We start from the raw sequence: 24658 nt of genomic DNA, 5'->3' as shown, positions 1-24658 counted from the left end.
GCTAAAAATCCATGTCCTACAAACTCGAATACAACAAAGAATTTCAAAACTTCAAAAATATACTTCTAGATATAAAATCAATCTTTTCACAGAACTCAGGAACTATTCATCTAGCCAGAAATGAGCTAAAAGTTATTGAAATTGAAAATATAAAAACAGTCGTTAAAGCCTTTCGAGTTCCAAACTTTTTAAATCAATTTGTATACGCTTATCTAAGAAAATCAAAGGCATACAAAGCTTTTCATAATGCTACAAAACTGCATGAGCTCCAAGTTAGCACGCCTGAAGCAATCGGTTATATAGAATTTTTCAACATGGGTCTTTTAAAAGAAAGCTTCTTCATATCTAAAGAGTTTAAATATGACTTTACTATTGCCCATATAAGAGATGACCAACCGAAGTATAAAGAGAAAGTTTTAGAAGATTTTGCAGAGTTTTCTTATGACATTCACAAAAAAGGTGTTTGGCATGTAGATTATTCCGGTGGGAATATACTTATAAGAAAAGAAGGCGATAAATATATATTTTCTCTTGTTGATATTAACCGCATGAAATTTCGCTCTATCACTGGATATGAAGGTTTAGAAAACTTTAACAAACTATGGTTTAACAAAGAAGATTTAATTACTATTGCAAAAACCTATTCTAAGATAGCAGGACTTGATGAAAATAAGGCGATCAGTGAGATTCTAATGCATGATAAAAAACTCAAAGATAAAGTACTTTTAAAGAGAAAACTAAAAGGCAGACAATAATAGATGCTCTTTAATTCATATGAGTTTATATTTTTATTTCTACCATTAAGTTTTTTTATATATTTTTACCTTTTAAATAAAAGGCTTATAACAGGGGCTAAAGGCTTTTTAGTTTTTGCTTCACTTTTCTTTTATTCTTGGTGGAATATAGCATATCTTCCTCTTATCCTATCTTCTATGCTATTTAACTATGTGATAGGAAACAGTTTAAATGAGAACTTTAAAAAAGTAAAAATTTCTAAAAAAGCCTTACTTACTTTTGGAGTTGTTGCAAATCTATCTCTTCTTGGATACTTTAAATATAGTGATTTTTTTATAAATAACTTCAATATAGCATTTAACTCACAGATTAATTTGTTACACCTAGCTCTTCCTTTAGCTATATCATTTTTTACATTTCAACAGATAGCTTACTTAGTTGACAGCTACAGAAGAGAGACAGCAGAATATGACTTTTTAAACTATGCTCTCTTTGTAACATTTTTTCCTCAACTAATCGCAGGACCAATAGTACATCATGCTGAGATGATGCCACAGTTTGCAAGCAGATGGAATTTAGCAAAAAACTACAAAAATATTGCCGCTGGAATATTTATATTTTCCATAGGACTGTTTAAAAAAGTTGGTATTGCTGACTTCTTTTCAGTATATGTAAATAATTATTACCTTGATACTGCTTCATTACATATATTAGAAGCTTGGGCAGCTTCTTTGACATATACCTTACAATTATATTTTGATTTTAGTGGATATACAGACATGGCTATAGGAGCTGCACTTCTTTTTAATATAAAACTTCCAATTAACTTTAACTCCCCGTATAAAGCAAGAAATATTCAAGACTTTTGGAGAAGATGGCATATTACGCTCTCTCGTTTTTTAAGAGATTATATATACATTCCACTAGGTGGGAATAGAAAAGGAAACTTTATAACTTACAATAATATTCTAGCCACTTTTATACTTGGAGGAATCTGGCATGGGGCTGGGTGGACATTTGTTTTTTGGGGATTTTTACACGGTATAGCTTTAGTTGTGCATAGAATATATTCAAATCTAAACTTTCATATGCCTAAAATTATCGCTTGGTTTATTACTTTTAACTTTATAAATTTTACTTGGGTTTTCTTTAGGGCACCTACATTTGAAGATGCTCTAAATATTGTAAGTAAAATGTTCAGTTTTTCAGAGTTTAAACCTGATTACTTGGATGACAATATATATTCTTATATCATACTAGGGATTATTTTAACTATTGCATTTAAAAACTCTGTACAGTTGTTAGAAAACTTTAAAATGAATAAAAAAACTGCTTGGTTCATCTCAATACTTTTTGTTTACAGCATCTTATCACTAAATAAAGCTTCTGAGTTTTTATATTTTAACTTCTAATGGAAATAAATGAATAGTAAAAAATGGATAAAAAGTTTTTTAATTATAACTTCTATAATTATTGGCTCAATAATAATACTGTTTGTGCTTGTAAATCCATATAGATTACTCCCTTATAGCTTGACAGATAAAAACTTTTATTTTACAAAATATTACTCAATCAAACTATTTGATATGCTCAAAGAAAAAAAACACTCAATCATATTTGGAACATCTAGAAGTCAAAGGTTACAAACAGACAATTCGAATATACCTATACTAAATTTCTCTTCATCACTATATGGAAACTCTTTAAGTGTTTTAAACTTCTTAAAACAACTTGACAATAAAAGGCTGTCAAATATACATAGAATTTATTACTTGGTTGATGATCACTGTTTAAATGGCAGTGACCAATCTGATTCATTCTCCAAGTACTATGATATAGAGTTCCATGCTTCTTACTGGAGTTATGTACTTAAGGACTTATCTTACGTAAATAAAAACAAATTAATGCAGCTATATAATGACATAGAATGGAATATAAACAATAGCTATGATTATTATTTACAGAAAAATGGTTCAATGGTTAGATCAAATCCAAATGAATCATTTCATGTACCAGATAAATACACATCAAAAGCAACTCCACAATATTACCAAGAAGATGGTATTCAAGCACTACTAGACATTGATAAGTTTTGTAAAGCTAACAATATACATATAGACTACTATACACCGACTCACTACCAAAAGTACTTAAAACTTATGGATATTAAAATCATGAAAGATAAATACTCAAAACTACTAAATGGTGGGATAACAGGGTTTCATGCGCTATGGTATATTGATGATATATCAAATTTAGTGAAAGATAATAAATATATAGCATTTAGTGATAGAACGTCTCATCTAAATGAAAACTATGTTCACAACGTATTTATAGATTATGTTGCTAAAAACAATCAAAAATATTTTATAAAAAATGAAGTAGAGCTAAAAGAATATTTAGAGGATAATAAAAATAATTTTAAATAGTATCTATTCTTAGTCTATAGTTTTTAATAAAAGAAGTACTTCATCAAACATTTTTTGTCTCTTATCTTGTTCAAGTGGAATCATAAAGTGTTGCTGTTTATTTTCATCACCTATACTTTTCCACCTCTTTGAGCTTGCAAATAAAGTATCTGCAAAAAATGTCATTGTAGGTGTTCCAACAAGAGATGCTAAATGATAAGTTCCCGTTGAAGTACTCACAAATAATTTAAAATTACTTATAAGCTTTGCAAAGTATCTTATACTCTCTTGAGAAAAATAAAAGACTACATTGTAAGCCATAAACCTACCCTGCATCTCTTCATAAAGCTCTTTTTCATCAGGCCCAAAAGTAAGCACTACCTGGTACTTATTTTGTATCAAGACAGTATGTATAAGCTCCTCATACTCATCCAGATTCCAGTTAGCATCTGAAGAACCTCCAAAACCAACATGAAATGCTATTACATCTTTTTCTATGTCATTGTTTATACTAAAAACTTCATATATCTTTTTAGCATCATCAAACTCTAAAAGCGGTTTTTTATAGTCTAAATTTATATCAGGAAACAGAGTTTTTGTTAATTCTAGATTATACTCAAACTCAGCCATCTTCACTTCGCTGCGTCTTTGCTTAACTCTATGGGTATAAAAAATCTGAGCGATTTTTGTTGCTGGAGCTATTCGCTTTGGAATTCGTGCCAAAAACTGGACAAAAGCTATACGCGTGCTTGAGAAGAGAGTTATTGAAACATCAATCTTTAAAGCACGAAGCTCTGAAGCAAAAGTCCAGATGCTATCGCCATTATCTACAATTACCTCATCGATGAAGTCACAAGACTCTGCCAAAGTTTTATTTAGCGGAGCTACACAAGCTATAATCCTGTTGTTAGGATTATGATGTTTAAGCACATACATAGAAGGAAGTGCAGTTATAAAATCACCAAGCTTATCTGTGCGACATACTAGAATAGTCAACTCTTAGTTCACACCAATCTGAAAATATTCAAAACCATATTTATTCATTTTTTCTTTTGAAAACTGATTTCTGCCATCAAAAAAGATTGCGTTTTTAAGTAATTTTTTCATCTCATCAAAATCTGGACTTCTAAACTCTTGCCACTCTGTTACAAGGATTAAAGCATCTGCATCTTTAAGTGCGTCATATTTACCATCAGCATAAGAGACTTTGTCGTTACCTTTTAAGTAGTAAGACTCTGCCTCATGTCTAGCCTTTGGGTCATAAGCTACAATCTTTGCCCCTCTTCTTGTTAGCTCATTTATGATTGTAATGGAACTTGCTTCTCTCATATCATCGGTTTCAGGTTTAAAACTAAGTCCCCATACTCCAAAAGTTTTTCCATCTAAGTTTTCACCAAATCTACTTATTACTTTATTGCTTATTACATATTTTTGATCAAGATTAACAGCTTCAACAGCATCTAATATTCTAGGATTATAGCCAAAGTTTTTTGCAGTTTTTGCCAATGCTTGAACATCTTTTGGAAAACAGCTTCCGCCATATCCACAACCTGGATATATAAAGCTGTAACCTATACGACTGTCACTTCCGATGCCGTTTCTAACTTTGTTAATATCTGCACCGACTCTCTCACAGATTTGACTCATCTCATTCATAAAAGATATCTTAGTAGCAAGCATTGCATTTGCTGCGTACTTTGTCATCTCAGCACTTTTTATATCCATAGCAATAAAGCTCTCATGACGTTTCATAAAAGGAGCATATAATTCTTTCATCACATCCATTGCTTTTTCGCTATCTGCCCCGATAACAACACGGTCTGGATGCATGAAATCATTTATTGCTGCACCCTCTTTTAAGAACTCTGGATTAGAGACTACATCGAACTTTATATCTACACCTCTACGGTCAAGTTCAGCTTGTATAGTAGCTTGAACCTTATCAGCTGTACCAACTGGAACAGTTGATTTATCAACTATAACCATGTAATCTTCAATAGCTTCACCAATAGTTTTTGCAACAGCTAGAACATATTTTAAATCAGCACTTCCATCATCACCCATTGGAGTTCCAACTGCGATAAAAGCAATTTTAGAGTTTTTAATTGCTTCGTACGAGTTAGTTGTAAAGTCAAGTGTTTTATTTTTATAATTCTCTAATGTCATTTCTTCTAGGCCAGGCTCATAGATAGGGATGATACCTTGTTTTAAATCTTGAATTTTTTTCTCATCTATATCTACACAGGTTACAGAGTTTCCCATCTGTGCGAAACAAACTCCACTTACTAAACCTACATAACCCGTCCCAATAACTGATATTTTCATCAAATAATCCCTAAATAAAATAATTTAGTGATTTTACCTTAAAAAGGATATAATTCGCCTTATTTTCTTAGGATTAGATTTGCATTTTAAAAACAGATACACTCAGGTTATTTCAGCTGTTATTTTCAGTATTTTACTCTTTACTACCATTAGACTTTTCTTCTATTTTTCTTATTTTGATTATTTTGGTGATTTAACATTTATTGAAACATTAAAGTCTTTTTTTATGGGAGTTCGTGTTGATGTTGCACTAATTTTTACATTCACTTCTATTATTTGGTTAATCCTACTTTTACCGTTTAAATTTACTACCAACAAAATATACAGAAGCTCTTTAGGAGTTTTATGGGGTGCTATCTTAGGTGGGATTATCTTCTTTAATATAGGTGATATTTTATACTTTGGATTTGTTAATAGACATCTAAATAACGAACTTAGTCTGATTGGAAATGATGTAGGCATTTTAGTAGATATGGTAGTTGATTTTTATCTTATTCAAACTATACTCGGTACAATATTTTATTTTACAATTGTATATTTTTTCTATAAAGTTTTTGGTTCTGATATACAAAACAAAACTATCAGACAAAGAGAATGGGCGAATATGCTTCTCGTAATAATTATTGCTTTTATAGGCATCCGTGGAAAACTTGATGGCATCTCCTTTGGTACTTCAGATGCCTTTGCCGTAAATAAAGTCTCTTCTGGAAACTTAGCTCTTAATGGTTTCTTCTGCTATTACCGTGGAGGAACAATAAACTGTACAGATCACTCAGCTATAAAATCAGACCAAGCAGTGCAAGTAGTTAAAGACAATTTAGCTTCTGAGAAATTTGAATTTATGGACAATAACTTCCCTTTGATGAGAAAACTAAAACCAACTACAAAAAATAACTACAACATTGTTATTATCATGATAGAAAGTCTTAGTGCAAGATATTTAGACGAACTTGCACACAACAACTTTAAAGTCACTCCAACTCTTGATAAACTGGCACATGAGGGACAACTTTTCACGAACTTCTATGCAAACGGCCAACGCTCACAAGAAGGAATAACAACTATATATACAGGACTTACTCAGCCTGTAGGTTTTGAAAACTTAGGTGAAGGATTAGAACTATACAACCCTTCATACCTCGGAGAAATGGCACATAAAAATGGGTATTCTACTTTAGCGATGCAAAGTTCAGACAGAGGCTCTTTTAGAGTAGATAAACTAAGTGCACTTGCCGGGTTTAGAGAGTACTATGGAGCAGAAGATATTGAGCGCACAGGAGAAGAAACTGGACAACCAAACTATGGTGCTTGGGATGGTAACAGCCTAAGATTTCTATCCTCGAAGCTAAAAACAATTAAAGAGCCTTTTGTTAGCTTTTGTTTTACTGCGTCTACTCATTCACCATTCTACTCTCCAGGTAAACAATGGGAGAAATACCCTCATGATGTAAAATCTGAAAACGGATTTTTAAATACACTAAACTATGTAGATACTCAAATAAAAGAGTTTATGGAAGCTTCTAAAAAAGAGCCTTGGTTTGATAACACTATATTCATTTTTACAGCTGATCATGCTAATCAGACAAAAATTAGCAATGAAAAAGAGGTGAAATTAGAAAATATATATTTACCTGAATTTCATATACCGCTAATCATATATGCACCAAAACTAATAGAACCAAAAAGAACAGATATCATATCTTCACAAGGGGATATCGTTCCAACAATTATTGATATTCTTGGATGGCAGAACAATTTTACAACCATAGGAAGCTCACTATTTGATGAAAGTGTTAAAAATAGGTTTGCCTTTGTAAAGATGGGAAGCATCGTCGGACTTAGCGATTATGATGGTTCTATTTTTTATAACTTTAAAAATCTTATCAGTAAAAAAGGATCTATATCAGATGAAAATCAACAATTGCTTCTGAGTATTGATTCTGCGCAGGCTCATCTGCTGAAAAACTCAAAGTGGATGAAGAAAGATTGAAAGCTCCTTTTTCATGGGATGAATATTCCGACCAACCTGCACAACTAAAAGACAGAACATATAAAAAGCAGATGCGCCAACGTGAGTTTTTCTCACTTTTCAAAACTGTTTTTACAGCTCTTGTCATACTCCCTATTTCAATAATAATGATGCCTTATATAAAAAGAAAAGAAGTAGATTCAGAAACATTTTTTTCTCTAGGAGTTGATTACCAAAGAGAACCTGAGCTAACACTTGAACTATTGGAAGAGTTAGATTTAAAAAGAATTCTTGTTCGTGTAAAACTTTGGGAGCTTAATACAATCAATGAGTTAAAAAACTTTTTATTGCAGAACAAGCATAGGAAAGTTACACTTAAAATTCTTCAAGATAGAGAACACATAGAAGACTTAAAACTTTTCCAAAAAGACTTAAGAGGAATTTTTGCATCTTTAGATGGGCTAGTAGATATTTACGAAATCGGTTCAACAATCAACAGAGCCAAATGGGGTTTTTTTAGCGTTGACGAATATAACAAATTTTATAAAACAGCTTATGATTTAAGAGAAGCGGAATTTCCAAATATCAAGCTTATTGGAAGTGGTGTAATAGACTTTGAGTATCATTTTACAGCACATACCCTTTTTAACTTTTTTAAGTACCACTACAATGGTATTGCTTCTCTTCTTTATGTAGATAGACGCGGTGCTCCGGAGAACATGCAGATGGGATTTGCTCTATCTGACAAAATAGCATTACTTAGCACTATGGTTTGGATGAGTCCCAAAAGTGAGCATGAACTTCATATCACTGAGACAAACTGGCCAATAACAGGTACAGCTCCATATGCTCCAACAAGTGAGTATGAATGTGTAAGTGAAGAGTTATATGAAGATTTTATGCTTAGATACCACCTATTAGCTTTTGCATCTCAACAGGTTGATTCTCTCTCTTGGCATCAGTTAATAGCTCCAGGATATGGTCTGATTGACAACAGAAGTAGTATAAGAAAACGTTCAGCATTTAATGTATATAAGTTTATGCTTAAAAATTTAACAAATGCTCAGTTTTTACGACTGGACATAAAAAGAGGCTACTACATACTGCAATGCTTAATAAACAACAAACTGTTGCAAATCCACTGGACACTTAAACCAACAACGCTAAAAAATGAAGATTTTTTTGAAGTCTATTCAATCAGTGGAAAACTAATAGAAAATAAAACTTTAAACATTGGTTCATCTCCTTTATATATATACATTAAAGACGCGGTATAATTGCATCTATGAATAAAAAATATTTAAATGTAAAACTCTATTTCTGGCTACTTTTTTTAGTATCTTCTATAATCTTTGTTTCCCTACCGCAAATAGATCTATATGTGGCTTCTCTTTTTTATGATGGAAAATCATTTACACTGAACGGCTCCTGGATAGAAGACATACTCTACCACTCTGTAAAGCCTCTTATTATAATCTTTGCACTATCAAGCATAGCAATATTCATTTATAACTATGTAAAAAAGAAAAATCTTTTAGGTATAAATTCTAAGACTATGCTTTTTATAATTCTTTTTCTAACAATAGCACCTGCTCTCATAGTCAATACTACTTTAAAAGAGAATTGGGGAAGAGCGAGACCTGCTCAGATTATAGACTTTGGTGGAACAAAAGAGTTTACTCCGGCTTTTATACCCAGTAATCAAGGCGGTTACTCTTTTTCATCTGGTCATGCAGCCGCTGCCTTTAGCCTCTTAGGTTTTGCTCTTTTAGCTAAGAGAAGACAAAAGTTCTTTATCACTACTGTTATTATCTATGGAGTACTTGTAAGTTTAGCAAGGATGGCAGCAGGCGGTCACTTTTTTAGTGATGTTGTAACATCCTTTTTCATTGTTTATATTGCAACACATGTACTTTATAAACTAGTATTTAAAGAGGATTCCATCTAGTGCGAAAAAATCAGCTCACTCAAATACTTGCATTAGTTATCTTTAGTTTTATAGTCTTAATGGCAATAAGACTAACTCTATATAACTTTTATATAGATGATTTTTCCAACCTTACAACAGGTGAATTTTACACTTCATTATTGATGGGTTTTCGTGTAGACATGATTACAATCTTTACATTTTCATCTCTATTTATTCTTACCCTTCTTTTTATAAAAAAACCTAAATACAGAGCTAAAGTAGCACTGCTTTGGGCTATTTTATTAAACATAATATTTATACTTAGTTTTAGTGATGTACTTTACTATGACTATATTCATAGACATATTTCAAATGAAATATTTAACCTTAGTGATGATATGGATATTATATTTGGCATGGCATTTGGTTCAATGCTTCCATTTACACTTGGTGCAATACTAATTAGCATCTCATTTTTATATCTTGTTTTCAAACTTTTCTCATCAGAACTAGAGAGTTTCATATCTGGGAAAAAACTTCTTATACTAACTATAGTAACTATTTTGGTTCTGTTTATTGGTATTAGAAATAGTTTTGCAGGCAAAAGCTTTGGAAGCAGTGACGCCTATGCTGTAAATAAGGTAAGTAGTGGAAATCTTGCACTAAACGGCTTTTTTACTATCTATAGAACTGCTAAAAAAACAGCTAAACATAATCTAGTAGATTTAGATGAAGCTATACAAACAACACAAGATGCACTAAAAACTTCAAATGCTCCATTTGTTAACAAAGAGTACCCTCTTCTTCGTCAGTACTCTAAGAAAGACAAGGAACAATACAATGTTGTTATTGTACTGCTGGAATCTTTCGGGGCTGAACATATTGACGGTTTCACTAAGTACAAAGAGTTAAATGTCACACCATATTTTAAACGTTTAAGTAATGAAGGACTAAAGTTTACAAACTTCTACTCAAATGGATATCGTTCCATATTTGGAATAACTTCTATGTTTACTGGTGTTACCATACCTGCTGGAGCTCAATACTTAGGTAAAGGACTGGAACTATCAAACCTAAGCTATCTAGGGAGTGTTGCAAAAGACAATGGATATAGCACTATCTCTATGCAAGCAGCTAATAGGCGTTCTTACAGAGTAGATTCAGTAAGTGCATTAGCTGGATTTGATGAATATTATGGTGCGCAAGATATGCCAAATGTAGAAGAAGTAGATGCTGGACGAGAGCCGTTAACTGGTACTTATGACTTTAATATGCTTGATTTTTATCATAAAAAACTAAACAGTATGAAAGAACCTTTTTTAGGTTTTGCCTTTACTGATACAACTCACTCTGATTATCATCTCCCAAGTAAAAAGTATGAGAGATATCCACATGACCTTAAAAATTATAACGGCGCTCTGAATGCCTATATATATGCTGATGATTCAATACGTCGTTTTATAGAGGGTGCTAAAAAAGAGCCATGGTTTGATAGAACAATATTCATTTTCACATCTGATCATGGAAGTGGAGATGCTCTAAACCAAATTGCAAGAGAGTATCGTCCAGATGACAAGCCACTAACATCTATAGAGCATTTTAGGATTCCACTAATAATATATGCCCCAAAGATATTCAAACCTATGGAAGTAAAAACTCTGGGCGGGCATAATGATATATTCCCTACTATAGTAGATATGTTAGGCTGGAAGGCAGATATAGCTACCATGGGAAGTTCACTTTTTGATGAAGATGTAAACGAGAGGTTAGTTTACTTTTATGCAGGTAACCTCATCGGTCTTATTACAAATAATGGATATATTAAATACAATTTTAAAGATATTGTTGAACAAGTTGGCAGCCAAGAAAATATTCAAAAGATGAAAAAACTACTCTTTAGTGTGGATACAGCAGAAGCAGGACTGCTAGAGAAAAACAGGTGGGCTAAGTGATGAAGATATTAGTTATTCTGCCAAATTGGCTCGGAGACGCTATTATGGCTACTCCTGCTATTGAGCTTTTAGCATCTCACTATAGAGATGCAAGGTTTACATTCGTTGGTAGCTATGTTAGTATTGAAGCACTTAAACATCATCCTCTTTGTGAGAGAGCGATAGTTGATGATACTAAAAAAGCATCTAACAGATATATAGCAACATACAGACTTGCTGGTGAGCTAGGACAATTTAATCTAGCTGTAAACTTTAGAAATCAACTTCACGCTTCACTGCTTTTGAGATTTACAAAAACTGTCGTTTGCATCTCTAGGAGATCTTGGCACTCGATGTTTTTACTATCACATACGCCAAAAATCTCAACCACTCAGCATCTTGTAAAACAGTACGCTCAACTAGCAATGACAGATGCAGACCATTGGAATGCTCAAGTACCAAAGCTAGCTCTATATATAGAGCCTAAAAGATATGATAAATTAACTCTTGGCATCAATGCAGGCGCCACTTACGGAAGTGCTAAGCGTTGGTATCCTGAGCGATTTGCCGAGGTTGCAAAAGAGTTTTCAAATCAATATGACATAGTAATTTTTGGCGGACCAAATGAAGTAGAAATGGCATCTGAGATAGAATCAAATCTAAAATATTTCAATATTACAAACTATAAAAATCTAGCTGGAAAAACAAAGATAGAAGAACTTTGCGCAAATATCGCTGGATGCTCACTATTTATTACAAATGACAGTGGACCAATGCATGTAGCGGCATCTTACCAAGTACCAACAGTTGCTATTTTTGGACCAACAAAACATAAAGAAACATCTCAGTGGATGAATGAAAAGAGTGCAATAGTAAGACATGAGATGGATTGTTCTCCGTGCATGAAAAGAGAATGTCCACTAGGACATCACGACTGCATGAAAACAATCACAGCTGCAGAAGTAATAGAAACTGTAAAATCAATTATTTAAATGTATGATTTTATAATCGTAGGGGCTGGTTCTGCCGGATGCTCCATTGCCCATTTTTTACAGCGTAGTGGCAAAAGAGTAGCTATAGTAGATAGAGAAGGAATAGCCGGAGGGGCAAGTGGGGTTGCAGGAGCATTTCTTTCTCCTCTTCCTGGAGGTAAAAATAGTTACAACACTTTTGTAAACGAAGCTCTTAACTTCTCCATGAATTTTTATGAAGAACTAACACCTGATTTTATTAATAAAAAAGGTGTATTACGCGTTGCAAACGATAATTTTTCAAAAGAAAAACTAGAAAATAATGAGATAGATTATAATTATTTTAATGCAGAGAAGCTACAAAAGATGTCAAATGACTTTCAAGGTATTGATGGATATTTTTACAAAGATGCAGCTGTTATAGAGCCACTTAGTATTTGTAATAAAATGGTCGAAGGCTGTGATTTTTACAAAAAAGATCTGCAAGAGTTAGTATATAAAAATAGTTTTTATGAGATTGATGATATAAAAGCAAAAAATATCATACTGACACAGGGTGTAAGTAAATCATTAGCATATCTCCCATATATAAATATATCAGCTATTTTCGGGCTTAGAATTGATGTTAAGACAACAACAAATATTCCATTTAATATTCATAAATCCATCTCGATTTCTACAAATAAAAATGATGGTACTGTTGCTATAGGAGCAACTCATGAAAGACATAATTCATCTCAAATAGAGTGTATTACTACATGTGACAAGTGTATATTTTATGTAAACACCGACAAACAACAGATTGATTCTCTTTTAACTAAAGCCAATGAATTAATAAATTTGGAAAATTTGGAAGTTGTAAAGACGTACAAAGGTGCAAGAGCCACAATTAGCAGTTATTTTCCGGTAGTTGGCAAGATTGTAGATTATGAGAGTTCACTAAAAAAATATCCCTCTATAAAAAACGGTACAAAGATTTCACAAGACTCACTTGTCTATTATCCGAATTTGTATATGATTAATGCGCTTGGTTCAAGGGGATTTGTTTTTGGACCATATTTGGCAAAAATACTGAGTGAGTATATTATAAATGAAACTCCAATACCAAAAGAGATTTCAACTCAGAAACTTTTTTATAAAGCAGCACGAAAAGAGAAATCACAGCTCTAAAGTGCTCAAGATAATGTTTTTCATCTCAAAAAACGAGTTTTTTGTAGCTTTAGGGGGTTGCAGGGACATAATGTCCCTGCCACTATAATGGGCTTTGCTCATTATAGTGTTTAACATAAACTAAAAACCGAATTTAAATCCTACATAAACAGATTTATTGTAGTTTTTATCTCCACCTGCACTAGCCGTATAGTTAGTATCCAAAGATCTATAACCTACAGTTACACTACCATTTTTAATCACTTCAAGATCAAGGCTAGCGCGGTACTCTAAAAAGTTTTTTGCATCTTGCATAGATAAAACTTCAGGTGCGTAGTAAATTGCACCTTTAACATAGAGTGGCATTTTATCACTAAAAGCAAGTTTGTAACTAGCCTCAGCACCTAGCGGTACACTACTAAAATTTTTAGCACCATTTAGCTTTACCCCTAATCCTATAACAAGATCTGTAGCTTCAACTTTTCTTTGCATTAAAAAGTTAACTTCATAATAATCCTGCATATCGCTACTACTGGAAAATTCACTATTATCTACACTACCGTGTAAAACTTTTGCACCTACGAAAACACTGTCTGGCTCAACAGTATCATTAAACTGACCCATGTCAACTTTTGCACCAAACTCTAAATCTTTATCATTTATATTAAGCTCTACATTATGCATTGCAAAAGCAGATGCTGCACATACAGCTAGTAGTCCAAGTTTTTTAAACATTACTTTCCTTGTATCTTTTGGATTGTTTTTGTTGTACTTTTACCATTAACAAAGTCAACAAGCTTCAACTCACCAGCAAATTCAGTTCCAACAACATCTTTTCCTTTGTAGTCACCACCTTTTACAAGGGTGTCTGGTTTTATCATTTTTATAAGTTCATGCGGAGTATCCTGCTCAAACGGTACAACAAAATCAACAGCTTCAAGCGCTGCCAATATATATGCTCTGTCCGGTGCTATATTTACAGGGCGAGTCGGACCTTTAAGTCTAGATACTGACTCATCGGAGTTAAGTCCAACTATAAGTACATCTCCAAAACTTTTTGCTTCTTGAAGGTATTTAACATGACCAACATGTAAAATATCAAAACAACCATTAGTAAAGACAACTTTCTTGCCGCTAGCTCTACAGCGATTTACTATTTGCGCTATATCTTCAAAACTCTTAATGTGAGCATCTGATGTACTTTTGTGCAGAGATGCTTCATATTCTTCAATCTCTTCAAGAGTAACAGTTGCAGAACCAATTTTTCCAACAACAACTCCAGCAGCCAAGTTTGCAAACGAAGCAGTCTCTTCAATAGACTTTCCAGCACTAAGCGCAAAAGCAATAGATGCTATAACAGTATCACCCGCACCTGTTACATCAAACACTTCTTTAGCGACTGTAGGAAACTTTTTCACTTCACTGTCGTAAGTAGCAATTCCGCCTTCAGAGAGAGTTATTAGAGAAATATCTAAATCAACTTCATTTTTCAATTTAACAAGCGCCTCTTTTAAAGAGCCTTCATCTTTAATATTAATGTTAGTAGCAAGAATAGCTTCTTTTTTATTTGGTGTTAAAAGATATGCACCTTTGTATTTTGAGAAATCACTTCCTTTTGGATCCACTAAAACTTTTACATTATTTTTATTTGCAAGAGAGATAACACCTTGACAAAGTTCAGGAGTTAAAACACCTTTACCATAGTCAGAAAGTATTACAATGTCATAAGAAGATATCTCACTAGAAATTAAATCTATTATTTTCCTTACAGATTCACTATCAATCTCATTCTTACTCTCTTTGTCATATCTAAGAATTTGCTGACTAACAGCGATAATACGACTCTTTTTAGATGTGTTTCTACCTTTTTGAACTATTAAGTTTGAACTATCTACGTCAATTGCATTCAACATATTAATAAGCTCTACTCCATTATCATCATCACCTATTACACTACTGACACTAACTTTAGCTCCTAGAGCGTTAAGGTTATTTATAACATTACCAGCCCCACCAAGAACTGTTGTCTCTTTTGAAATATCTACAACCTGTACTGGCGCCTCTGGAGATATTCTTTCACAGCTACCCCATAAATAATGATCAATCATAAGATCACCAACTACTAATATCTTTGGAGTAAAGTTTTTAAGTCTTTTCATTATTTAACTTCTTCGTCGTATATTCTTTTAATTTCACCAACATAAGATTTTATAGCTTCTTCCATTACAAACCTTGGCTCATAACCAAGAACTTCTCTTGTTGTCGTAATATCTGCTTCTGTATGAAATTGGTAACTGCCTATAAATGGATTTGGAATATATTCACAAATAAGAGATGTGCCAAGTTCACGCTGTAGGATATCTACTATATCTTGAAAACTTCTAGCCTTACCAGTTCCTACATTATAAATACCACTCTCTTTTGGTTGCATCGCTTTTACATTAGCTTGAACTATATCTTCTATATATATAAAATCACGAAGGATTTTATCACTATCTTCAAAAAGTCTAGGGTTTTTGCCGGCTAATAATTGATGCCCAAATTGTAAAACCATAGATGCTGTAGTGTTTTTAAAATACTCACCTGCTCCATAAACATTGAAATATCTAAGTCCAACTATAGAAATATCACACTCTTTCATGTACTCACGGCTTAAATTATCCATACTTAGTTTAGAAAAACCATAAACATTCTGAGGCGCTTCTCTTCCAACTCTCTGAGGAGATTCTGCATTTCCATAAGTCGCAGCCGAAGATGCATATATCATATTTGCATCGTGTCTTATAGCTAACTCAAGTAAATCTTTATATGCGTTAACGTTTGTCTTAATCATTAAGTCTTGTTCTAATGCAGTTGTGTCCGATATAGCAGCTTCATGAAAAATATAGTCAAATTTATAGTTTATCTCTAAATCAAGCAGTAATTCTTTGTCATTTATATCTCCACTGATAACTTCACCGCGAAATCCTATAAGGTTCTTAAAATGTCCAAAACTCTTCAAGTTTCCGTTTGAAAATGTTTCACCGCTTCTGAAGCTATCTAGAACAACTACTTTTGCATCTGGATGATTATTTTGAAAATAAAAAGCTAAGTTAGAGCCGATAAACCCTGCTCCACCAGTTATTAAAATTGTTTTGTCTTTTAAGTCATTTTCTATGTATCTCATCTACTCATCCATGTCGTTTTATTTTAATAAAATGATACACTATAATTCATTAACATGTATTTAAGAGTCAAATCACTATAATTGGTTCGAAAATTATTCTAAGGAAAAAAAATGAAAAAAATCGTAATCGCTTCAATCGCTACTTTAGCACTAGCAACGGCTTCAATGGCAGCAGTAAATGGTAAGGCATGTACTTCTTGTCACGGTGCTGACTGGAGCAAACCAGCTCTAGGTAAATCTAAAAATGTTGCTGAAATGACTCACGCTGAGATCGCTGACGCACTTAAAGGCTACAAAGCTGGTACTTATGGTGGTCCAATGAAAGGTCTTATGAAAGGTCAAGTTGGAAAATATTCTGACGAAGATTTAGATGCTTTCTCACAAACTATAGGTAAATAATTTATCTAAATTGCCCTTCGGGGCAGTTTTCTCTACTCCACAACTTTCTAAACTCTATTTTTTATTCTGGTCTATAGCTTTTTTTAAGAGCTTCTTTTTTCTGTTCTTGTTTTAATGCATCATTTAACTCTTCTTCGCCATCAAACTTTGCAGCATTTAAAAACTTCTCTTCATCATCAAACTGACCATTTTTTATAGCCCAAAGAAAAGCGAAAAGTGCGATAGCTCCTAAGAATATTGAAGCTCCTAGCATCATAGCTATTACCCAATTATCCATTTAAGACTCCATATTTTAATTTTGTTTCCACTTATATCTTATTCTCATCGAATTACCAACAACCAAGAGTGAGCTCACTGACATAGATATGGCCGCCACGAGAGGAATAACATAACCTGCCATAGCCAATGGAATTGTAATAGCATTATAGGCTAATGATATAAACAAGTTCTGCTTTATAAGTCCATAAGTAGTACGACTGATTTTAAAAGCATCCTGAAGTGATTTCAGTGAGTTATTAAGTAAAACAACATCTCCTATTTCAACTGCTATATCACTTCCACTACCCATTACTATACCTATATCAGCTGATGATAGTGCCAAGATATCATTCACTCCATCTCCAACCATTACTACCACTCTTTTTTGCTCGTGAAGACTATCTATATACTCAGCTTTATTTTCTGGTGTTTGTTCATAAAGAAAATCTGTAATACCTACTTGCTGCGCAACTTTTTTAGCAATGTGCTCATTATCACCAGTAAGCATAACAGTTTTAATATTTCTGCTATTCAACTCTTTTACAAGTTCTAAAGCTCCATCTTTTATCTTATCACTAAGCTCATAAATAGCAACTATCTTTTTATTTACTACATAATAAAAAACTGTATTATCTGTAGTAAAATCTATAGATATGCCATTTTGCTCTAAAAGTTTCAAATTACCACCTAAAACTTCTATATCGCCATACTTGGCCTTTATCCCAGATGCTGGTACCTGAGAGAATTCATCATATATAATCTCTTTAAGATCTTCATTTTCTTCAATTAAGTATTTATATATTCCAGATGCAACAGGATGTTTAGATAGTTTTGTGAGTGAATGTAACAATACTTTATCAAACTCACCGTAAATATGTACATTTACTACCTCTGGCTTTCCGATAGTTATAGTTCCTGTTTTATCTAATACCAATGTGTCTACTTTTGCCATCGTCTCAAGCTGTGCTGCTTCTTTAAAAAGAATTCCTTTGCTTGCACCCAAACTTAGGCCTACTAAAGTAGCAACAGGCGTAGCTAGTGCCAATGCACATGGACAAGCTATCACAATTACAGAAATTCCAATCATAAAAGAGAGCTCAAAATCATTACCCAAAATCCACCAAACGAAAAATGTTAAAAATGAGAAAGCTAAAATAGCTGATGAGAAATGTTCTGATAACCTATTTGCCATTTGCTGTATTTTAGGTTTTTTATTTATTGCAGATTCTAAAAGTGTTACAAGGTTTGATAGTGTTGAGTGCTTAAAATCTTTGGAAGCTATAAAATGCACATCAGCATCAATACTAGTTGTTCCACTAATTATAGTGTCACCAACACTCTTGTATATTGGTTCGCTCTCTCCAGTTAAGTTTGACTCATCAAATGAACCTTCTCCACTAATAATTTCTCCATCAAGTAAAACCTTTTCTCCAGATGCTACAACTACTCTATCCCCAACTTTTACATTATCAAGCTTACAAGCTACAATAGCACCATTAATAACTAGATTTACTTCACTTGGAATATGCTTCCCAATCACATCTAGCGTATCAGCTGCATTCTTTTTACTAAGCACTTCTAAAAACTTACCTATAAGAACAAAAGTAATAATCATACTAACTGAATCAAAGTAAGCTTCACCATGCTCTGCTACAGTTATGAAAATAGAGTATATATAAGTAAGTAAAGCTCCAGTTGCTACAAGAAGATCCATATTAACAACTTTTGTCTTCAAGCCGTAGTATGCACCTCTAAAAAAGACCCAACCGCTATAAAAAAGAACAGGTGTAGCAAGTACACCTTCAGCAATATTAAGTATTGTTTTCACATCTTGAGTGATTCCACTAAAGTATCCGGCATACTGTGCTACTGCTATCCACATAATATTCATAGAAGCAAAAATTGCAACTGCCATTTTCAAATAATAAGACTTTCTTTCTTTATTGGCATGAGCTTCTTGAATAGAAGCATCATAAGCAAAAGCATTGTAGCCGATAGAACGAATCATCTCAATAATACTCGATAGTTTTACAACATTACCAGCCCATACAATAGTTGCTTTGTTATTTGTAAAATTAATGTTAGCTTCGATTACTCCATCCATTCTATGAAGAGCTTTTTCATTTAACCATACACAGGCAGAACAGTGAATTCCTTCAATTATTAGTGAAACTTCGTTAAAACCATCAACGTTTACTTTTATAAAAGCATCTTTAAATGATTCAGTATCAAAAGTTGATGAATCTTCATATATTTTACTTGGAGGTGTTAGTTTTGTATTTGAGGTTTTGTCGTAAAAGCTCTCAAAACCTTCATTGCTAAGAAGATTAAAAACACCCTGACAGCCATTACAACAAAAAAAGTGACTTCCATCTTTAATCATAACAGATTCAGTAAATTCTAAGTGACAATGACTACAAATGACATTATTTGACAAGTTCAAACTTTCCTAGTGTTCTGTTTTTAACTATATTTTTACAAGGTTCTATAAATCCATTCATACAAATATATACACCATTGCTTGGCTTGGCTTTTGCAAAACCTATTGCCATTCCTAAATTCACACTTGCTTCTACATTATCAATTTCAAATGGATTCATGGCACCTGTAAATATTATTTTTCTATCTTCAAAAATTTCTGATAAAAACTCAGCTGTTATATTCATAGTATCTGTTCCATGAATGATAATAAAAGTATCGTCTTTTGATTCCATAATAATACTGGCAAGCATTTTTCTATCGTTCATATCCATATCTAAACTATCTTTATAAACTACGCCCGCTACATCATACTTAAAACCAGAAGTTAATAATATTCTATCAATTATTTGATTGTCATATGGAATCTCTAATTCACCATTTAATGGATTATATCTTTTATTAAATGTACCACCACTATTAAGTATTAACACTATATACTTCCTCTAATTTTGAGACAATTTTACTTGCTTTAGAAACTGTAACACTCTTACTCTCATCTAGTAAATAAGTAGTAGTTAAACCAGCGTTAATACCAGCAAGGACATCTCTCTCTTTATCACCGATCATGATAGAATTTTTCAAATCAATATTAAATTCTTCACTTGCTTTAAGCAACATTCCTGGGTTCGGTTTTCTGCAACTACATTCACCAGATATATTTGGATGATGAGGGCAATAATATACTTTTTTAAGATTTATACCTTTAGAAGAAAAATAATTCATCATCCAATCAGTCAACTTATCAAAATCTCTTTCTGTATAATAGCCTCTATCAATACCGGATTGATTAGTAACAACAATAATAATAAAACCTAATTTTTGGTAATAATTACAAAGATTAAATATACCATCTATAAACTCAAAATCTTCTATCTTAAAAAGATAATCTTTTTCAATATTTATGACACCATCACGATCAAGAAAAAGAGCTTTATTCATTTGCAATTAGCTTACACCGTCACCAAATGTTTCTTTTTCAATAATATCGCATATAATATGCCCAATCAATATATGAGACTCTTGTATTCTAGGCGTAGAATCAGATGGAACAATTAAAGCATAATCAGCTATTCTAGCCATTTCTCCACCATCGCGACCTACTAAAGCAACAGTTGTTATACCTTTTTCTTTTGCACTATTAAATGCATTAACAATATTTACAGAATTACCAGAAGTTGATATACCTATAAATATATCTCCTTCTTGTCCCATACCTTCTAGTTGACGGGAAAAAACTTTATCATACCCATAATCGTTAGCAATTGCAGTTAGATTAGATGTATCTGTAGTAAGAGCTAAAGAAGGTAAAGAAGGTCTATCAAAGCCATATCTACCAACCAATTCAGCAGCTATATGCTGTGCATCTGCAGCACTTCCACCATTCCCGGCTAATATAGTCTTTTTTGGGCCTTTATAAAGTTCAACACACAACTGTGAAACTTCTAAAATTTTATTTAATAACTCTTCATTTTCATAAATAGCTTGTTTAGTTTCATAAGATTTTTTGATTTGATTTTTAATATAATTTTTCATATTTTATCCTAAAATAATATATGAAATAATACCATAATAATAGATAATTCAAAGATTTATTATAATAATAAAAGTAGTTAAAATGATTTTAATTTTAGTGATTTGATAGTAAAAGAGTAAAATTGATCAACTAGGCAGCGACCTACGTTTCCAATCCTGCAAGGATCAGTATTATCAGCGATGAGAGGCTTAGCTTCTGGGTTCGGAATGGAGCCAGGCGTTTCCCTCTCTCTATAGCCACCTAGACAATCAAGTAAAAAGACACCTAGATGTTCTTTTACTTGACTGTTTTGAGTCAATAAAGGGGTATTAATGATTTCTCATTAAGTTATGATTGTCGTGTGTCGTATGCCATTTCAAAGCATAGGACTAAAGTCAACATGTTTTTTCTAAATAACTATATGTATATTATGTAATACACTAAACAAGGTAGTGAACTAAAAAAAAGACAAACGTACTATTAGTACTGGTCAGCTAAACAGATTGCTCTGCGTACACACCCAGCCTATCAAGCTTGTAGTCTTCAAGCGTACTTCAGGGAACGTTCATCTTAAAGTTGGCTTCCCGCTTAGATGCTTTCAGCGGTTATCTCATCCATGCGTAGCTACCCAGCGATGCTCTTGGCAGAACAACTGGTGCACCAGTGGCATGTCCAACCCGGTCCTCTCGTACTAGGGTCAGCTCTCTTCAACGTTCCTACGCCCACGGAAGATAGGGACCGAACTGTCTCACGACGTTCTGAACCCAGCTCGCGTACCGCTTTAAATGGCGAACAGCCATACCCTTGGGACCTGCTCCAGCCCCAGGATGCGATGAGCCGACATCGAGGTGCCAAACCTCCCCGTCGATGTGAGCTCTTGGGGGAGATCAGCCTGTTATCCCCGGCGTACCTTTTATCCTTTGAGCGATGGCCCTTCCACACAGAACCACCGGATCACTATGACCGTCTTTCGACTCTGCTCGACTTGTATGTCTTACAGTCAGTCCGGCTTGTGCCATTATACTCTACGGTGGATTTCCAACCCACCTGAGCCGAACTTTGTAAGCCTCCGTTACTTTTTAGGAGGCGACCGCCCCAGTCAAACTACCCACCAGACATTGTCCTCGCACGAGATAATCGTACGGAGTTAGCTATCAGAATATTCAAGGGTGGTATCTCAAGGATGCCTCATCTACAACTGGCGTCGTAGAATCAATGGCTCCCACCTATCCTGCACATGAATATCCCAATAGCAGTGTCAAGCTATAGTAAAGGTGCACGGGGTCTTTCCGTCTTTCCGCGGGTAGGAGGAATTTTCACCTCCACTACAATTTCACTGGATCCCTGGTTGAGACAGCTCCCATCTCGTTACGCCATTCATGCAGGTCGGTATTTAACCGACAAGGAATTTCGCTACCTTAGGACCGTTATAGTTACGGCCGCCGTTTACTTGTGCTTCATTTCATGCCTTCGCAAAGCTAAGCAATCCATTTAACATTCAAGCACCGGGCAGGCGTCACACCCTATACATCCTCTTACGAGTTAGCAGAGTGCTGTGTTTTTGGTAAACAGTCGGGAGGGACACTTTGCTGCGACCCTTATTCGCTTTGGAGAGTAAATCTCCTAACAAACAGGGCACACCTTATACCGAAGATACGGTGCTAGTTTGCAGAGTTCCTTAACCAGGGTTCATCCACGCGCCTTAGAATACTCATCTCACCCACCTGTGTTGGTTTACGGTACGGGCAACGGTTGTTCTCGTTTAGAGGCTTTTCTCGGCACGACAGTATCATCGATTCCAAGCGCTATCCGAAGATATTGCTCGGCCTGTAAGATCTCGGTCTCATGAGAAGCGGATTTGCCTACTTCTCGACCTACGTCCTTCGACCCGCTATTCCATCAGCGAGCTCGATTAACTCTATGCGTCCCCCCATCACTCAAACGAACAACCGTCGGTATCGGAATATTAACCGATTTGCCATCGTCTACCCCTTTCGGACTCGACTTAGGTCCCGACTAACCCTACGATGACGAGCATCGCGTAGGAAACCTTGGGTTTACGGCGAAGGGAATTCTCATCCCTTTTCTCGCTACTCATGCCTGCATGCTCACTTCCATCCGCTCCAGCACTCCTTACCGGTGTACCTTCAACGCTGAATGGAACGCTCTCCTACCACTTGAGATAAATCTCAAATCTAGAGCTTCGGTGCTTGTCTTAGCCCCGTTATATTTTCGGCGCAGAATCGCTAGACCAGTGAGCTGTTACGCTTTCTTTAAAGGATGGCTGCTTCTAAGCCAACCTCCTGGTTGTCACAGCAACTCCACATCCTTTTCCACTTAGACAAGACTTTGGGACCTTAGCTGCTAGTCTGGGTTGTTCCCCTCTCGACGATGGATTTTATCACCCACCGCCTGACTCCCGAGGTTACACATGAAGTATTCGGAGTTTGATAGGGTTTGGTACCGCGGTAAGCAGCCCTAGCCCTGTCAGTGCTCTACCCCTTCATGCTAATGCTCGAGGCTATACCTAAATATATTTCGGAGAGAACCAGCTATCACTAAGTTTGATTGGCCTTTCACCCCTATCCACAAGTCATCGGAAAAGTTTTCAACCTTTACCCGTTCGGTCCTCCACTGGCTCTTACACCAGCTTCAACCTGCTCATGGATAGATCACTTAGTTTCGGGTCTGCAGCATCTGACTAATTCGCCCTATTAAGACTCGCTTTCGCTACGGCTTCTCGTTCGATTAACCTTGCCAGATACCACAACTCGCAGGCTCATTATGCAAAAGGCAGTCCGTCACACTTGTCTTACGACAATAGTGCTCCGAATGATTGTAAGCCATAGGTTTCAGGTTCTATTTCACTCCGCTCACCGCGGTCCTTTTCACCTTTCCCTCACGGTACTTGTTCGCTATCGGTCTAGTAGTAGTATTTAGGGTTGGAGGGTGGTCCCCCCATATTCAGTCAAGATAACACGTGTCCCGACCTACTCGTTCGTTAATCTAGTACCATATAAATGTTTTCGGTTACAGGAGTATCACCCTCTATGCTCACTCTTTCCAAAGTGTTCACCTAACAAATATATTATCACTAACAGCCCTAATCCCATTTCGCTCGCCGCTACTTTGGGAATCTCGTTTGATTTCTTTTCCTTCAGGTACTGAGATGTTTCACTTCCCTGAGTTCGCCCCCTCGAAAGGGTAACATGATTCGCACCATGCTGGGTTGCCCCATTCAGAAATCCCCGGATCAAAGCTCTTTGGCAGCTCCCCGAGGCTTATCGCAGCCTGATACGTCTTTCATCGCCTCTACTAGCCAAGGCATCCACCTATGGCCCTTAATATCTTTTTTTCTAATTTGCGTTCACTACCTTGTTTAATGTACTTATACATCATCCAAGACAGATCCTGTTGATTTTGTAGTTATTTAGTAATATAATT

20 protein-coding genes and 2 rRNA genes are annotated in these 24658 nt (G+C 34.6%); 10 read left to right on the top strand and 12 right to left on the bottom strand.

Features of this window, described 5'->3' with window-relative positions:
• The first annotated feature begins 11 nt into the window (after positions 1-11).
• The 3 genes from SMGD1_RS09835 to SMGD1_RS09825 are packed head-to-tail and all read left to right on the top strand — an operon-like array spanning position 12 to position 3164.
• The gene (locus SMGD1_RS09835; protein WP_008336846.1) at positions 12-755 is read left to right on the top strand and encodes a lipopolysaccharide kinase InaA family protein; all 744 of its coding nucleotides are present in this window, start codon (positions 12-14) and stop codon (positions 753-755) included.
• A 3-nt stretch (positions 756-758) separates the two neighbouring features.
• Positions 759-2147 carry an MBOAT family O-acyltransferase gene (locus tag SMGD1_RS09830; RefSeq protein ID WP_008335390.1) on the top strand — a complete coding sequence of 463 codons (1389 nt, stop codon included), beginning with the start codon at positions 759-761 and terminating at the stop codon, positions 2145-2147.
• Positions 2148-2156: 9 nt separating this feature from the next.
• The gene (locus SMGD1_RS09825) at positions 2157-3164 is read left to right on the top strand and encodes a hypothetical protein (protein WP_008335241.1); all 1008 of its coding nucleotides are present in this window, start codon (positions 2157-2159) and stop codon (positions 3162-3164) included.
• A 9-nt stretch (positions 3165-3173) separates the two neighbouring features.
• Here SMGD1_RS09825 and SMGD1_RS09820 read toward each other — a convergent pair whose 3' ends face one another.
• Together SMGD1_RS09820 and SMGD1_RS09815 are read right to left on the bottom strand one after the other, a co-directional pair.
• Positions 3174-4139 carry a glycosyltransferase family 9 protein gene (locus tag SMGD1_RS09820; protein WP_008336036.1) on the bottom strand — a complete coding sequence of 322 codons (966 nt, stop codon included), beginning with the start codon at positions 4137-4139 and terminating at the stop codon, positions 3174-3176.
• A gap of 3 nt (positions 4140-4142) precedes the next feature.
• Positions 4143-5468, bottom strand: coding sequence for a UDP-glucose dehydrogenase family protein (locus tag SMGD1_RS09815; RefSeq protein ID WP_008335042.1), 1326 nt, complete (start codon positions 5466-5468; stop codon positions 4143-4145).
• Between the two features lie 79 nt (positions 5469-5547).
• On the opposite strand from SMGD1_RS09815, the gene SMGD1_RS09810 reads away from it, so the two are divergent.
• The 6 genes from SMGD1_RS09810 to SMGD1_RS09785 are packed head-to-tail and all read left to right on the top strand — an operon-like array spanning position 5548 to position 13418.
• A complete protein-coding gene (locus SMGD1_RS09810; RefSeq protein WP_008336351.1) occupies positions 5548-7458 on the top strand; it encodes an LTA synthase family protein in 1911 nt (636 codons plus the stop codon).
• Complete coding sequence (locus SMGD1_RS09805) at positions 7440-8714, top strand: glycosyl hydrolase (RefSeq protein ID WP_241761468.1); 1275 nt, start codon at positions 7440-7442, stop codon at positions 8712-8714. Before SMGD1_RS09810 ends, SMGD1_RS09805 begins: the two co-directional genes overlap by 19 nt.
• An 8-nt stretch (positions 8715-8722) precedes the next feature.
• Complete coding sequence (locus tag SMGD1_RS09800) at positions 8723-9385, top strand: phosphatase PAP2 family protein (RefSeq protein WP_008336389.1); 663 nt, start codon at positions 8723-8725, stop codon at positions 9383-9385.
• Positions 9385-11298 (top strand): LTA synthase family protein, encoded by a 1914-nt coding sequence (locus SMGD1_RS09795; protein WP_008335566.1) that lies wholly within the window; start codon positions 9385-9387, stop codon positions 11296-11298. The genes SMGD1_RS09800 and SMGD1_RS09795 overlap by 1 nt, the downstream gene beginning before the upstream one ends.
• Complete coding sequence (gene waaF, locus SMGD1_RS09790) at positions 11298-12269, top strand: lipopolysaccharide heptosyltransferase II (RefSeq protein WP_008341242.1); 972 nt, start codon at positions 11298-11300, stop codon at positions 12267-12269. The genes SMGD1_RS09795 and waaF overlap by 1 nt, the downstream gene beginning before the upstream one ends.
• On the top strand, positions 12270-13418 hold the full coding sequence (locus SMGD1_RS09785) for an NAD(P)/FAD-dependent oxidoreductase (protein ID WP_008335473.1): 1149 nt from the start codon (positions 12270-12272) through the stop codon (positions 13416-13418).
• 120 nt (positions 13419-13538) lie between these two features.
• Here the strand turns inward: SMGD1_RS09785 and SMGD1_RS09780 are convergent, their stop codons facing one another.
• From SMGD1_RS09780 to rfaD, 3 genes are read right to left on the bottom strand one after another with little or no spacing between them, the layout of a single operon-like run.
• Positions 13539-14132, bottom strand: coding sequence for a YfaZ family outer membrane protein (locus SMGD1_RS09780; RefSeq protein WP_008336938.1), 594 nt, complete (start codon positions 14130-14132; stop codon positions 13539-13541).
• Entirely contained in the window at positions 14132-15556 is a 1425-nt protein-coding gene (gene rfaE1, locus SMGD1_RS09775; RefSeq protein ID WP_008337038.1) for a D-glycero-beta-D-manno-heptose-7-phosphate kinase, read from the bottom strand. Before rfaE1 ends, SMGD1_RS09780 begins: the two co-directional genes overlap by 1 nt.
• Positions 15556-16563 (bottom strand): ADP-glyceromanno-heptose 6-epimerase, encoded by a 1008-nt coding sequence (gene rfaD / locus SMGD1_RS09770; protein WP_008336636.1) that lies wholly within the window; start codon positions 16561-16563, stop codon positions 15556-15558. Before rfaD ends, rfaE1 begins: the two co-directional genes overlap by 1 nt.
• Before the next feature lie 111 nt (positions 16564-16674).
• On the opposite strand from rfaD, the gene SMGD1_RS09765 reads away from it, so the two are divergent.
• The gene (locus tag SMGD1_RS09765; protein WP_008336611.1) at positions 16675-16962 is read left to right on the top strand and encodes a c-type cytochrome; all 288 of its coding nucleotides are present in this window, start codon (positions 16675-16677) and stop codon (positions 16960-16962) included.
• 61 nt (positions 16963-17023) lie between these two features.
• On the opposite strand, the gene ccoS is transcribed toward SMGD1_RS09765, so the two are convergent.
• The 7 genes from ccoS to SMGD1_RS09730 all read right to left on the bottom strand — a co-directional run bounded on the left by ccoS (position 17024) and on the right by SMGD1_RS09730 (position 24569).
• Entirely contained in the window at positions 17024-17239 is a 216-nt protein-coding gene (gene ccoS, locus SMGD1_RS09760) for a cbb3-type cytochrome oxidase assembly protein CcoS (RefSeq protein WP_008336556.1), read from the bottom strand.
• Between the two features lie 15 nt (positions 17240-17254).
• Positions 17255-19657 (bottom strand): heavy metal translocating P-type ATPase, encoded by a 2403-nt coding sequence (locus SMGD1_RS09755; RefSeq protein ID WP_262823904.1) that lies wholly within the window; start codon positions 19655-19657, stop codon positions 17255-17257.
• Complete coding sequence (locus tag SMGD1_RS09750) at positions 19647-20132, bottom strand: asparaginase domain-containing protein (RefSeq protein WP_008336225.1); 486 nt, start codon at positions 20130-20132, stop codon at positions 19647-19649. The genes SMGD1_RS09755 and SMGD1_RS09750 overlap by 11 nt, the downstream gene beginning before the upstream one ends.
• On the bottom strand, positions 20119-20640 hold the full coding sequence (gmhB, locus tag SMGD1_RS09745; protein ID WP_008335325.1) for a D-glycero-beta-D-manno-heptose 1,7-bisphosphate 7-phosphatase: 522 nt from the start codon (positions 20638-20640) through the stop codon (positions 20119-20121). The genes SMGD1_RS09750 and gmhB overlap by 14 nt, the downstream gene beginning before the upstream one ends.
• A gap of 6 nt (positions 20641-20646) precedes the next feature.
• Complete coding sequence (gene gmhA, locus SMGD1_RS09740; protein ID WP_008335326.1) at positions 20647-21234, bottom strand: D-sedoheptulose 7-phosphate isomerase; 588 nt, start codon at positions 21232-21234, stop codon at positions 20647-20649.
• 129 nt (positions 21235-21363) lie between these two features.
• Positions 21364-21479, bottom strand: a 5S ribosomal RNA gene (gene rrf, locus SMGD1_RS09735).
• 194 nt (positions 21480-21673) lie between these two features.
• Positions 21674-24569 (bottom strand): 23S ribosomal RNA (locus tag SMGD1_RS09730).
• Positions 24570-24658: the final 89 nt, after the last annotated feature.

The organism is Sulfurimonas gotlandica GD1 (genome assembly GCF_000242915.1).
Classification (GTDB): Bacteria; Campylobacterota; Campylobacteria; order Campylobacterales; family Sulfurimonadaceae; genus Sulfurimonas; species Sulfurimonas gotlandica.
This window is presented reverse-complemented; position numbering and strand designations above follow the sequence as displayed.